Source organism: Glycomyces sp. NPDC047010, from assembly GCF_040644205.1.
Lineage (GTDB): Bacteria > Actinomycetota > Actinomycetes > Mycobacteriales > Micromonosporaceae > Glycomyces.
Genome location: NZ_JBEYVY010000007.1, coordinates 197,416 through 209,726, shown reverse-complemented (window position 1 = coordinate 209,726; position 12,311 = coordinate 197,416). Strand labels below are relative to the sequence as shown.

The window sequence follows — 12,311 nt, the reverse complement described above, 5'->3', positions numbered from 1 at the left end:
CGCTTAAAGCATGGCGGATCTTCAGATACTCGGCAACGAGGAGCAGCTCCAGGCCGCGGTCGCCGGACGCGACGCGCGGTTCGACGGCTGGGTGTTCCTCGCCGTCACCTCCACCGGCATCTACTGCCGGCCCTCCTGCCCCGCGGTCAAACCCAAACGCGAACACCAGCGGTTCTACGCCTCCGCGGCCGCCGCCCAGGACGCCGGGTACCGTGCGTGCAAACGCTGCCGCCCCGACGCCTCCCCCGGCTCCCCCGCCTGGGACTGGCGCTCCGACGTGTGCGCCCGCGCCATGCGCCTCATCGCCGAAGGCGTCGTCGACCGCGACGGCGCCGCCGGACTCGCCCGGCGCCTCGGCTACTCCCTCCGGCAGCTGGAGCGGCTCCTGATCGCCGAAGTCGGCGCCGGACCCGCCGCCCTCGCCCGCGCTCAGCGCGCCCAGGTCGCCCGCACCCTGATCGAGAACACCGACCTCCCCATGGGCCAGGTCGCCTTCGCCGCCGGGTTCGCGTCCATCCGGGCGTTCAACCGCGTCGTCGCCGACGTGTTCGCCTGCTCCCCCACCGAACTGCGCGCCAAGACCAGGACCCGCCCGGCCGGGGGCGGGGCCATCAGCCTGCGCCTGGCCTACCGCGAGCCCTTCGAGCCGTCCAACCTGTTCGGGCACCTCGCCGCCGCCGCGGCCCCCGGCGTCGAGGAATGGCGCGACGGCGCCTACCGGCGGACCCTGCGCCTGCCCGGCGGCCCCGGCATCGTCGCATTGCAACCCGGACCCGGGTACATCGAGGCCCGGCTGCGCGTCGCCGACCTGCGCGACGTCACCGCCGCCGTCGCCCGCTGCCGGCGCATGCTCGACCTCGACGCCGACCCCCACGCCCCCATGGAGGCCCTCGCCGCCGACGAGGCGCTCGCGCCCCTCGTCGCCAAGACCCCCGGCAGACGGGTCCCCCGGAAGGCCGACGCCGACGAGTACGCGATCCGCGCCGTCATCGGCCAGCAGGTCTCCACCGCCTCCGCCGCGACCATCGCCGCACGCCTCGCCGACACCTACGGCGAAGTAGTCGACGACCCCGACGGCGGCCTGACCAGGCTGTTCCCCGAACCGGCCGCGCTGGCCGGAGCCGACCCCGCGCACCTGCCGATGCCCGGCAGCCGCAAACGCACCGTCCTCGCCCTCGCGGCGGCGCTGGCGGACGGGTCGGTGGAGCTGGGGCCCGGCGCCGACTGGCCCACCGCGAGGGCCCAGTTGGCGGCCGTGCCTGGGGTGGGGCCGTGGACGGTGGAGATGGTCGCCATGCGCGCCATGGGCGACCCCGACGCGTTCCCCGTCAAGGACCTCGGCGTCATCAAGGGCGCCGAAGCCCTCGGGCTCGGCGCCGGGCGGGCCCTGGAGGCCCGGTCCCAGGCGTGGCGGCCCTGGCGGGCCTACGCCGTCCAGTACCTGTGGGCCTCCACCGAGCACCCCACCAACCGCACACCAGACCACACGATGAACGAGACGCAACGAGAGAAGGCGGACGCGTGATGCGCACCGACGCGAGGCATGTGAAGTTCGAGACGCCCCTGGGCCTGATGGCGGTCTCGGCGGTCGAGGAGGGCCTGACGTACGTCCACATGGGCGTCGAGGAGATGAAGGACGTCTGGGGCCCCGAGGAGGCCACCCCGGTGCTCGCGAGGGCGCAGGACCAGCTGGAGGCGTACTTCGCGGGCGAGCTGAAGGACTTCGACCTGCCGCTGGCGGCCGAGGGCACCGGGTTCCAGCACCGGGTGTGGGCCGAGCTCGTCCGCATCCCCTACGGCGAGACCTGGTCGTACCTGGACGTGGCGCAGAACCTCGGGGACCCGAAGGCGGTGCGGGCGGTGGGGCTGGCGAACGGGCGCAACCCGATCGCGATCGTCGTCCCCTGCCACCGGGTGATCGGCTCGAACGGGAAGCTCACCGGGTACGCGGGCGGCCTGTGGCGCAAGGAGTGGCTGCTGGGCCTGGAGCGCGGCGAGCCCGCGCTGTTCGCCTGAGGTTCTACAGGAGGGTGACGGTGAGGGCGACTTCGACGGCGTCGTCGGTGACGACGATGGTCGCGGAGTAGCAGACCTCGTCGGTGCACCCGGCCGGGATGATCCCCGAGGCCGTCCCGGCCGGGGTGACCCCGGCCAGCAGCGGGGCGTCCATGTCGTTGTCGGCGATGAACGCCCCGAACGCGTCGGGCTCGATGCGCACGGTGGCCTCGGCGCGGTCGCCGGGCATCGGCGGCTGCGCCTGCGACAGGTCCGCGTCCACGACCTCCGTGCCGTCGGGGAGTTCGAGGTGGACGGCCTGCTCGACGGCGTCGGCCGAGGGCTGCGGGCCCCCTTCGAGGGCCCAGCCGACGCCCCACACGGCAGCGATGAGCCCGGCGAGGACCACCAGCAGCCACACGGCGGCGTGGAGGGCGCGTCGGACGGTCGGAGCCGGCGGGGAGACCATGGCGGCGACCCTACCCGGTGCCGGGGCGTGCGCATCCCCTATACGCACCGCCCGTGGCGCACACCGCGCCCGGCCCCGGCGCGGTCAGAGGGCGCTGATCGACCCCGGTGCCCGTTCGGATCTGGCGAGGGCCCTGATGAGCGCGGGCCGGCCGTGGCGCCGGGCCGCGAGGCGGGCCAGGACCCACGTCGCGGTGTCGAAGGCGTCCTGGTCGAACTCGGGGGTGTCGACGCCGACCGAGTAGGCCAGGTCGTCCGCGTGGACGACGAGCTCCATGAGCCGGGTGACCAGGAAGTCGTCGAGGGTCGTGGCGTAGGGCCAGCGCGGGTCGCCCGAGGGGGCGTCGCCGGGCAGGCCGGGCAGTGCCTGGTCGAGGCGGCCGAGGGCGGTGGCCGCGGCGGCGATGACGGCGTCGGGTCCGGCGGCGCCGGTTTCCTCTCCGGCGGTGCGGATCGCGGTGTTGTCCTCGTTGTCGATGTCGGCGGCGAGCCATCCGGCCTGGTCGTAGCGTTCGAAGAGGCCGATGAGGGGTTTTCCGGCGGGGTCGGCGTCGACGGCGGCGGCGCCGGAGGTGATCTGCGCGGCGAGGTGGGCGGCGAGGCCGCCGACGGTGAACCCGTCGAGTGCGGAGGGTTCGGTCCAGTGGTCGGCGACGGCGCGGTGGGCGAGGAGCCCGGCGGCGGTGCGGGCGGCGGCGAGGTACTGGCGGGTCAGGTCGGTCATGGGTGCTGCCTACTGCATCGAGACGTGGACGTGGTTGGTGTGGTCGCCGGCGGGGGTGCCGTCCTGTCCGGAGTAGGAGCGCCAGCCCGAGCCCGGGGACCAGAACTGGCGGTACCAGATGACGTACTCGACGCCGAGGTTGGAGGCGTTGTTGACGTACCAGGCGGCGAGGCGGTCGCCGTAGTCCTTGTCGGAGCCGGAGGCGTCCTCGTCCTGGAAGCCCGAGGAGTTCGCGGCCCAGTCGCAGGCGCGGCCGAGGGGGTGCTCGCCGGAGCCGCCGGAGCGGTAGCAGGACACGTAGTGGTCGAAGCCGGCGTCCTTGGTCTCGTAGTACATGTTCAGGGTGCGGGGGGTGAGGCACCCGGAGGTGGTGGGGTCGTCCTCGGTGCAGCCGCCGTCGCCGCCGGTGTAGTCGCCGGCGCCGGGGGCGCCGCCGTCGCCGCCGGGTCCGGCGGCCTCTTCGGCGCGCAGCTCGTCGAGCTGCTCTTCGAGGTCTTCCTGGGCGGTCTCGGCGTCTTTGAGGGCCGCGGCGGCGTCGTCGAGTTCGGCGGCGTGGGCGGCCTGCTCGGCTTCGAGCTGGTCGAGGATCTCCCCGGCCTCGTTGAGGAGCGCGGCGCGCTCGTTGCCGAGGAACCCGGTGTAGGTCATGGCGTCGATGAGCTCGCGGGTGTCGCTGGAGGAGAGGATCGCGTTGGTCTGCTGGAGGTCGCCCTCGGTGTAGAGGTAGAGGGCGTAGTCGTCGAGGTCGGTGCGGAGCTCGTCGAAGCGGGCCTGCGTGTCGGCGATCTGGGTCTCCAGTTCGGCGGCGCGGGCGTTAGCGTCGTCGACGGCCGCTTGGGCGTCGTTGACGGCGGCGATGGCCTCGGTGAGGTCCGCTTCGAGGGTCTCCTCGTCGGGTTCGGCCGCGGCCGGTGCGGGGATCAGCGCGAGGAGCGCGACGAGCAGGAGCGCGGAGAGGATCTTGTTGCGCACGGGTGGAGGTCAGCCCTTCCCGGATCGGGCGCGGCCCGCTGTCGGGGTGGGGTGGCCGCGCGTGGGTTTACAGGTCGAGGTCGACCACGAGCGGGGCGTGGTCGGAGGCGCCTTTGCCTTTGCGTTCGTTGCGGTCGACGTAGGCGTCGGTGACGGCGTCCTTGAACGCCGGGTTGGCGAGCGCGAGGTCGATGCGCATGCCGCGGTTCTTGGGGAAGTCGAGGTTGCGGTAGTCCCAGAACGTGAACGGCCGGTCGTATTTGAGGGCCCTGGGGTGGATCTCGTCGAGGCCGGCGGCCTGGACGGCGGCGAGCGCGTCGCGTTCGTCGGCGGTGACGTGGGTGGTGCCGGTCCAGGCGTCGATGTCCCAGATGTCGTCGTCGGTGGGGCAGATGTTGTAGTCGCCCATGGCGGCGAACGGGACTCCCGCGGCGGCGTCCTTGGCGGCGTCGGCGGCGAGGGCCTGGAGGAACGCGAGCTTGTAGGGGAAGTGCGGGTCGGCCGTGTCGCGTCCGTTGGGGATGTACAGGGACTGGACGCGGACGGGTCCGCAGGTGGCGGTGATGGCGCGCGGTTCGGTCTCGCCGCCGAACTGGGGCTGGCCGGTGATGCCTTCGCGGACGTCGGCGAGGCCGACGCGGGAGAGGATGGCGACGCCGTTCCAGCGGCCGGTGCCCCAGGCGGCGGTCTCGTACCCGGCGGCGGTGAACGCGTCGGTGGGGACGTCGGCGGTGGCGCATTTGAGCTCTTGGAGGCACACCACGTCGGCGCCGGCGGCGTCGAGCCAGGCGAGGACCCGGTCGAGCCGGGCTTTGAGCGAGTTGATGTTCCAGGTCGCCACGCGCATGGGCCTCACCCTACCCGGCTGCGGTGCGTGACCGGGCGGACCGGGGGTGCGCGGGTGTGGCATGTGGCGGGTCAGGTCGCGGCGGGGGCCTTGGCTGCGGGTTCGGGTGCGGGGAGGGCGGGGGTGTCGTGGCGGGGGCCGACGGCGACGGCGAGGAGCCCGAAGCCGAGGGCGGCGGTGAACCCGGGCACGGACATCCCGGAGTCGTTGACGAGGCCGCCGATGACGGCGACGGCGGTCAGTCCGACGACGGCGGCGGCGACGGCGTTGGTGCGGATCGGGGCGCGCTTGCGCCAGATGAGGACGGCGGCGACGAGGGCGGCGAGGGAGATCCACGTCATGGACTCGCCGACGGTGCCCCAGGCGGCGGAGGCTTTGCGGATGAGGATCTGGGTGGCGGTGCCGTCGAGGACGGAGCCGACGAACCGGCCCAGGTGGGTCTGGTCCTCTTCGGGGCGCAGGTAGTCGAGGATCCCGCCGATCGCGAACACGGCGAACGCGATGCCTCCGGCGGCGAGGACCGCGCCGATGGACAGGCGCTTGCCCCACAGTTTCAGGCAGCAGAGGATCCCGGCGGCCACGAGGGTGAGGGTGCCGCCCATGTCGCGGCCGAGCATCGGGGCGCCGACGATGACGACCGCGCACACGCCGAGCGCGATCGGCCCCCATATGCGGGCGCGGCCCCGCCAGGGGATGAAGCACACGAGGAGGATCACGGCGGCGGCGAACACGCTGAACGCGTAGTTCCCCAGGCCCGTGTACCGGGCGCCGGCCTGGGCGGTGTAGCCCATGGGGGTGTGCAGGGGCCAGGTGGCGCCGGAGACCTGGTCGACGGCGATCAGGGCCGCGGCGGCGCCGGCGACGACGAGCACGGGCCGGACGCCCCTGCGGGTCCAGGGGAGGGACGCGGCGACGGTGAGGACGGCGACCCCGGCGAGGATGAGGCCCCAGAACGCGAGCTTGGGGTGGTCGGCGCGCCACCACGGGGGGATCCCGGCGGCGACCCCGGCGACCGGGACGGCCGAGAACGCGATGCACACGGTGCGGGCGGTGCGCCGGAACCGGTCCGGCCCGGCGGCGAGGTGCGCGGCCAGGAGCATGACGGCGACGCCGACGAACGACAGCGTCCAGTAGAAGTTCGGTGAGACGTCGGCGTTCGCCGCCGACGCGGCGGTCAGGTCCGCGCCGCGGGCGACCGCTTCGGCGGCGGTGCGGTCGGCGTCGGCGAGGACGGTGACCGGGGCGCCGGCGACGGTGGCGGGGATGTCGGCGCCCACGACCGCGAGCGCGGTCGCGGTCAGGTCGGTGAGCTGCACGTACCCGTCGCGGCCGGTGGTCCGGGAGGTGAGGTCGCCGGGTTCGACGCCGGGCCCGGAGTAGAGGACGGGGTGGAGGGAGCCGGGCGCGGACGCGTCGCTGACCCCGGCGACGATGAGCCGCCAGGTGTCGGGGAGGGCGTCGCGGACCTGCCCGATCGCGGTGTCGGCGGCGGTGACGGCGGCGTCGCGGACCGGGTCGGCCTCGGGGGCGATCTCGCCGGGGTCGGCTTCGGCACTGGTGGCGTCGGTGCCGACCTCGGTGTCGTCCTCACCGAGCTGGTCGTAGTCGGTGCTCGTGTCGGGGGCGTGGTCGGCGGTGTCGCCGATGACGACACCCGGGTCGACGATGACGACGTCGCACGCGTCCATCGCGTCCGCGAGGGAGTCCAGGCCCGGGGCCCAGTAGGTGATGCGGCCCTCGGTGTCGGCGGCGGCGAGCGCGGCGCCGTCGCCGATCCCGGCGACGCAGGACCCCGGGTTGGGTTCGGGGGCGGGCTCGCCGTCCCCTTCGGCCTCGGCGGCCGCGGTCTCCTGGGCGAGGGCGGCTTCGGCGAGCGCGTCGGCGAGGGACCCGAGGCGGGCGCCGTAGTTGTAGGCGGAGTTCACCTCGATGAACGCGTCCCAGTCCTCGACGGTCCAGCCCGAGCCGGTGTCGACCGGGGGCCGCAGCTGCGACTGGGCGGAGCACTGGGCGTCGCGGGGGGCGACGCCCCCGGCCCGCTCGCCGGCGCCGAGGGAGATCCATCCGGCTTCGGGGCAGGTCCAGGAGCCGAGGGTGCGCACGCTCATGGCGGCGGAGGCGCCGGTGCCGGCGAGGTCCCACAGGTTCGGGGTGGCGTCGGCGTCGATGTCGGACCAGGCGAGGCCGGGGACGCCGACGATGACGACACCGTCGGCTTCGGGCTCGTCGGCGTGGGCGGTCCCGGGGAGGGCGAACGCCGCCGTGAGTGCGGCCAGCGCCGCGGCGGCCCATCGCGCCCGTGCGCCGCGTCGTTCCCTCGCCTGTGTCATGCCACAGAGTGTATGGGGTGCCCGCGCCCCGGCCGGGGCGTCCCGGACCGGCCCGGGGGCCGTGATCACGGTGTCGCGGCGTTGCCGGTGGGCGTCGGCGGCGCGCGTTAGGGTGGGCGCATGCGCACCATCGCCACCGCCAATGTCAACGGAGTCCGGGCCGCCGCCAAGAAGGGCCTGGTCGACTGGCTCGCGAACGTCGACGCGGACGTGGTGCTGCTCCAGGAGGTCCGCGCGGACGACACGCAGATCCCCGCCGACGCCGCGGCCGCGGGCGGCTGGCACTGGGTCGTGGCGCCCTCGCTCACGGCGAAGGGCCGCGCCGGGGTGGCCGTCCTCACCCGCGAGGAGCCCGAGGCGGTGCGGATCGGCTTCGGGTCCAGTGAGTTCGACGGGTCCGGGCGGTACGCGGAGGTGGACCTGCCGGGCCTGACCGTCGCGTCCCTGTACCTGCCCTCGGGCGAGGTGGACACGCCGCGGCAGGTCGAGAAGGAGCGGTTCATGGCCGCGTTCGCCGACTACCTCACCGCGACCGGGAAGACCGCGGTCGCGGGCGGCCGGGAGCTGCTGGTGTGCGGGGACTGGAACATCGCGCACGCCGAGGCCGACCTGAAGAACTGGAAGGCGAACAAGAAGACCGCGGGGTTCCTGCCCGAGGAGCGCGACTGGCTCACCGACGTGTACGGGCCGCGCGGGTTCGTGGACGTGGTCCGGTCCCTGCACCCGGGCGTCGAGGGCCCCTACTCGTGGTGGTCCTACCGGGGCCGGGCGTTCGACAACGACGCGGGCTGGCGCATCGACCTGCACGTGGCGACCGCGGGCCTGGCGGCGAAGGCCACGAAGGCGTGGGTCGACCGGGCCGCGTCGCACGACCGGCGGTGGTCCGACCACGCGCCGGTCCTGGTCACCTACGACCACTAGCGGGGGCCGCTGGCGGACGGTCCGGGCGAGCGGGCACCATTGGTACGCGTGAGCCTCATCGACTACCTGCCCGAGTCCGACCGTCCCGAACCCGACGACGTCTACGCCGCCTTCGCCCAGTGGGCCGAGGACTCCGGGATCGTCCTCTACGAGCACCAGGAAGAGGCCCTCCTGGCGATCTGCACCGGGCAGAACGTCATCGTCGCGACCCCCACCGGGTCGGGCAAGTCGCTCATCGCCGCCGCCGCGCACTTCAACGCCCTCGCGAACCAGCGGACGTCGTTCTACACTGCGCCGATCAAGGCCCTGGTGTCGGAGAAGTTCTTCGAGCTGTGCGAGCAGTTCGGGCACGAGAACGTCGGGATGCTCACCGGCGACGCCGCCGTCAACCCCGACGCCCCGCTGATCTGCTGCACCGCGGAGATCCTCGCGAACCTCGCGCTCCGCGAGGGCGCGGCCCTGGACTGCGACTCGGTCGTGGCCGACGAGTTCCACTTCTACGCCGAACCGGACCGCGGCTGGGCCTGGCAGGTCCCGCTCCTGGAGCTGCACCGCGCCCAGTTCACGCTCATGTCCGCGACCCTCGGCGACACCGCGTTCTTCGAGGAGGACCTGACGCGGCGCACCGGCCGCGAGACCGCCCTGGTCGCCTCCGCGACCCGGCCCGTGCCGCTGCACTACGAGTACCGCAAGACCCCGCTGCACGAGACCGTGGAGATCCTCGTCAAGAACGAGAAGGCCCCCGCGTACATCGTGCACTTCACGCAGGCCGCGGCCCTGGAGACCGCCCAGGCCCTCGCCTCCCTGAACCTGGTGGACAAGGACCAGAAGGCCGCCATCAGTGCCGCTTTGGGCGGGTTCCGGTTCACCACGAAGTTCGGGCAGACCCTCGCCCGCCTCGTGCGGTCGGGCATCGGCGTCCACCACGCGGGGATGCTCCCGAAGTACCGGCGGCTCGTCGAGCGCCTCGCCCAGCAGGGTCTGCTGAAGATCATCTGCGGGACCGACACGCTCGGCGTCGGCATCAACGTGCCGATCCGCACCGTCGTGTTCACAGGGCTGACGAAGTACGACGGGCGCCGCACCCGGCGGCTGCGGGCCCGCGAGTTCCACCAGATCGCCGGGCGCGCCGGCCGGGCCGGGTTCGACGTCGAGGGGTTCGTGGTCTGCCAGGCCCCCGAGTACGTCATCGAGAACGAGAAGGCGCAGCAGAAGTTCGGGCTCGACCCGAAGAAGCGCAAGAAGATGGCGAAGAAGAAGCCCCCCGAGGGCTTCGTCGGCTGGTCCGAGGAGACGTTCCTCGGCCTCTCCGAGGCCGCCCCGGAGGCCCTGACGTCGCGGATGCGCATGACCCACGCGATGCTCATCAACCTGCTCGGCCGCGGCGGCGACACGTTCAACCACGTGCGCACCCTCATCGAGGACTCCCACGCCGACCGGGCCACCCAGCTGAAGATGGCCCGCACCGCGCTCACGATCGCCAGGACGCTGCGGGACGCGGGGATCATCGTCATCGACGGCGGGACCGTGAAGCTCACCGTGGACCTGCCCGACCACTTCGCGCTCAACCAGCCGCTCGCCCCGTTCGCCCTCGCCGCCCTCGAACTGCTCGACACGGAGTCGGAGACGTACCCGATGGACGTCGTCTCCATCGTCGAGGCCACCCTGGAGGGCCCGGGGCAGATCCTCGCCGCGCAGCGCAGCAAGGCCAAGGGCGAGGCCATCAACGCGATGAAGGCCGACGGCCTCGACTACTACGACCGCATGAACCAGCTCGAAGACGCCGAGGTCGACTACCCCAAGCCCCTCGCCGAGCTCTTGGACGAGGCGTTCGGGGCGTACAAGACCAGCCACCCGTGGGCCGCGGACTACCAGCTGGAGCCCAAGTCGATCCTCCGCGAGATCTGGGAGGGCCGCATGACGTTCGGGGAGTACATCGCCCTCTACGGCCTCCCCCGCGCCGAGGGCCTGCTCCTGCGGTACCTCTCCAGTGCGTACAAGGCGCTGGTGCAGACGCTCCCGGAGGACACCGGCGGCGCCGAAGTGGACGACCTGACCGCGTGGCTCGGCGAGACGATCCGCCAGACCGACTCCTCGCTCATCAACGAGTGGGAGCAGCTCACCAACCCCGCCGACGACGAGGAGATCGACACCGGGCGGCCCGCCCGGGCGTTCACCGACAACGAGCGGGCGTTCACCATCGCCGTCCGCAACGCCGCGTTCCGCCACGTCGAACTCGCCGCCGCCGACCGCCCCGACGCGCTCGCGGCGTTGGAGACCGGGTGGCCGTCCTCGAAGTGGGACACGGCCCTGGAGGCGTACTTCGCGGCCCACGACGACATCGGCACCGCCGGGCCCGCCCGCGGCGCCGACCTGCTGGAGATCGCCAAGGAGGGCCGGACCTGGACGGTCCGCCAGACGATCGACGACCCGGCCGGGGACCGCGACTGGTCCCTGCTGTTCACCGTCGACCTCGACGCCTCCGACGAGACCGGCACCGCCGTCATGGCCGTGGAGGACTTCTCCGACCGCCGCTGACCGCCGCGGCGGGGGTGGCAGAATCCTCCGGGTGCTCACCGACCCCCGCCACTCCCCCGTCGGCGCCCCCGTCCGTCCCGTGGAGGCGTTCGCGCACAACACCGGGAACCAGGCGACCGGCGGGATCTGGCACGTCGCCGGGCCCGGCGGGGACGCCGTCCTCAAGCACCTGACGCCCGCCGGGGACGGGCCGGCGCACTGGGCGGCCTCCCAGGACCCGGGCCACTGGAACTACTGGCGCCGCGAACCGCTCGCGTATGCGAGCGGGTTCGCAGAGCGGTACGGGCGCGACGCCGGAATCGGCGCCCCGGCTTTGCTGGCGTGCGGGGAGCGGCCGGACGGGAGCGTCGAGCTGTGGCTCGAACACGTCAAGGGCACCGCGGGCCGCGACTGCACGGTCGAGGACCTCGCCGAGTTCGCGTACCGGCTCGGGACCGTGCAGGGCCGCAAGGGAACCGTGGAGCCGTGGCATTCGCGGGGGTTCCTGCGCCGGTACGCGGGCCGCCGGGACTTCGGGCCCCTCGACTGGGACCACCCCATCGCGGCCGCGCACTGGCCCGCCGACCTGCGGGAGGGCCTGCGGACCGTGTGGGAGCGGCGCACCGGCCTGTTCGCCCTCGCCGAGGCCGCGCCGCAGACCGTCTGCCACCTGGACGTGTGGCCGATGAACCTGCGCCGCAGGCCCGACGGCGAGTTCGTGCTCCTCGACTGGGCCTTCACCGGGCAGGGCGCGATCGGCGAGGACCTCGCGAACCTCATCGCCGACACGTTCTTCGACGGCCTCCAGCCCGTCGAGCGCCTCGCCGACGCCGAGACCGCCCTCACCGCCGCCTACCTGCAAGGACTCAAGGAAACCGGGTTCGCAGACGAGGCGGCGGTCAGGAATGCCGTCGCGGCCGCGGGCGCCGCCAAGTACTGTTGGCTCGCCCCCGCCATGCTCCAGGGACTCGCCGCCGGGCGGTCCATCGCCAGCGCCGACTACGACGGCGCCGGGGACGGGGCCGTCATGGAGCGTCGCCGGCCGATCTTCGCGATGCTCGTCCGCTGGGCCCGCACCGCCCTCACCGCCTGAACGCACGATCTGGAAGCACGCCATGCCCGTCACCGTCACCGCCCAGTACGAGATCCCCGACGCCGAACTGCGCTGGCGGTTCTCGCGCTCCTCGGGCCCGGGGGGCCAGGGCGTCAACACCACCGACTCGCGTGTGGAGCTGGTCTTCGACCTGGCCGCGACGAAGGTGTTCCCCGAGTCGCTGCACGAGCGCGCGCTGGCGCGGTTGGAGTCGCGCCTGGTGGAGGGGGCGGTGGTGATCGCGGCGTCGGAGTTCCGGTCGCAGCTGCGCAACCGGGAGGCCGCGGCCGAGCGGCTCGGGGAGCTGCTGCGCCGGGCGATCGCGGCGCCGCCGCCCGCGCGGCGGGCCACGAAGCCCTCGCGGGGGCAGAAGCGGCGGCGCCTGGAGGACAAGCGGCGCCGCGGCGAGACCAAGCGGCTGCGCCGCGACACCAGTGACTGAAT

Annotated in this window: 11 protein-coding genes; 6 read left to right on the top strand and 5 right to left on the bottom strand. The window is 73.5% G+C overall.

Annotated elements, in window-relative coordinates:
* The first annotated feature begins 10 nt into the window (after window positions 1-10).
* Both AB0A65_RS16185 and AB0A65_RS16180 read left to right on the top strand, forming a co-directional pair.
* Complete coding sequence (locus AB0A65_RS16185; RefSeq protein ID WP_359951975.1) at window positions 11-1,525, top strand: AlkA N-terminal domain-containing protein; 1,515 nt, start codon at window positions 11-13, stop codon at window positions 1,523-1,525.
* On the top strand, window positions 1,525-2,016 hold the full coding sequence (locus AB0A65_RS16180; RefSeq protein ID WP_359952223.1) for a methylated-DNA--[protein]-cysteine S-methyltransferase: 492 nt from the start codon (window positions 1,525-1,527) through the stop codon (window positions 2,014-2,016). The genes AB0A65_RS16185 and AB0A65_RS16180 overlap by 1 nt, the downstream gene beginning before the upstream one ends.
* Window positions 2,017-2,020: 4 nt before the next feature.
* Here the strand turns inward: AB0A65_RS16180 and AB0A65_RS16175 are convergent, their stop codons facing one another.
* From AB0A65_RS16175 to AB0A65_RS16155, 5 genes are all read right to left on the bottom strand, one after another.
* Entirely contained in the window at window positions 2,021-2,464 is a 444-nt protein-coding gene (locus AB0A65_RS16175) for a hypothetical protein (RefSeq protein ID WP_359951973.1), read from the bottom strand.
* Between the two features lie 84 nt (window positions 2,465-2,548).
* Window positions 2,549-3,187, bottom strand: coding sequence for a maleylpyruvate isomerase N-terminal domain-containing protein (locus tag AB0A65_RS16170; RefSeq protein ID WP_359951971.1), 639 nt, complete (start codon window positions 3,185-3,187; stop codon window positions 2,549-2,551).
* A gap of 9 nt (window positions 3,188-3,196) precedes the next feature.
* Complete coding sequence (locus AB0A65_RS16165) at window positions 3,197-4,159, bottom strand: hypothetical protein (RefSeq protein WP_359951969.1); 963 nt, start codon at window positions 4,157-4,159, stop codon at window positions 3,197-3,199.
* Between the two features lie 67 nt (window positions 4,160-4,226).
* Window positions 4,227-5,006: an exodeoxyribonuclease III gene (locus AB0A65_RS16160; protein ID WP_359951967.1), complete on the bottom strand. Its 780-nt coding sequence runs from the start codon at window positions 5,004-5,006 to the stop codon at window positions 4,227-4,229.
* Between the two features lie 71 nt (window positions 5,007-5,077).
* The gene (locus AB0A65_RS16155; RefSeq protein WP_359951965.1) at window positions 5,078-7,336 is read right to left on the bottom strand and encodes a hypothetical protein; all 2,259 of its coding nucleotides are present in this window, start codon (window positions 7,334-7,336) and stop codon (window positions 5,078-5,080) included.
* A 120-nt stretch (window positions 7,337-7,456) separates the two neighbouring features.
* Here AB0A65_RS16155 and AB0A65_RS16150 point away from each other — a divergent pair, with 120 nt between their 5' ends.
* Genes AB0A65_RS16150 through arfB form a run of 4 tightly spaced genes read left to right on the top strand, consistent with a single transcriptional unit; the run spans window position 7,457 to window position 12,309 of the window.
* Window positions 7,457-8,257, top strand: a complete 801-nt coding sequence (locus tag AB0A65_RS16150) for an exodeoxyribonuclease III (protein ID WP_359951963.1) — start codon at window positions 7,457-7,459, stop codon at window positions 8,255-8,257.
* Between the two features lie 48 nt (window positions 8,258-8,305).
* A complete protein-coding gene (locus AB0A65_RS16145) occupies window positions 8,306-10,795 on the top strand; it encodes a DUF3516 domain-containing protein (protein ID WP_359951961.1) in 2,490 nt (829 codons plus the stop codon).
* Window positions 10,796-10,826: 31 nt separating this feature from the next.
* Complete coding sequence (locus tag AB0A65_RS16140) at window positions 10,827-11,867, top strand: aminoglycoside phosphotransferase (protein ID WP_359951959.1); 1,041 nt, start codon at window positions 10,827-10,829, stop codon at window positions 11,865-11,867.
* Window positions 11,868-11,889: 22 nt separating this feature from the next.
* Window positions 11,890-12,309, top strand: coding sequence for an alternative ribosome rescue aminoacyl-tRNA hydrolase ArfB (arfB, locus tag AB0A65_RS16135; protein WP_359951957.1), 420 nt, complete (start codon window positions 11,890-11,892; stop codon window positions 12,307-12,309).
* Window positions 12,310-12,311 lie beyond the last annotated feature (2 nt).

Coding starts and splice junctions, on each gene's coding strand:
- AB0A65_RS16160 (WP_359951967.1), bottom strand. CDS start 5,006: ATGCGCGTGGCGACCTGGAACATCAACTCGCTCAAAGCCCGGCTCGAC.
- AB0A65_RS16175 (WP_359951973.1), bottom strand. CDS start 2,464: ATGGTCTCCCCGCCGGCTCCGACCGTCCGACGCGCCCTCCACGCCGCC.
- AB0A65_RS16155 (WP_359951965.1), bottom strand. CDS start 7,336: ATGACACAGGCGAGGGAACGACGCGGCGCACGGGCGCGATGGGCCGCC.
- AB0A65_RS16180 (WP_359952223.1), top strand. CDS start 1,525: ATGCGCACCGACGCGAGGCATGTGAAGTTCGAGACGCCCCTGGGCCTG.
- AB0A65_RS16170 (WP_359951971.1), bottom strand. CDS start 3,187: ATGACCGACCTGACCCGCCAGTACCTCGCCGCCGCCCGCACCGCCGCC.
- AB0A65_RS16185 (WP_359951975.1), top strand. CDS start 11: ATGGCGGATCTTCAGATACTCGGCAACGAGGAGCAGCTCCAGGCCGCG.
- AB0A65_RS16150 (WP_359951963.1), top strand. CDS start 7,457: ATGCGCACCATCGCCACCGCCAATGTCAACGGAGTCCGGGCCGCCGCC.
- arfB (WP_359951957.1), top strand. CDS start 11,890: ATGCCCGTCACCGTCACCGCCCAGTACGAGATCCCCGACGCCGAACTG.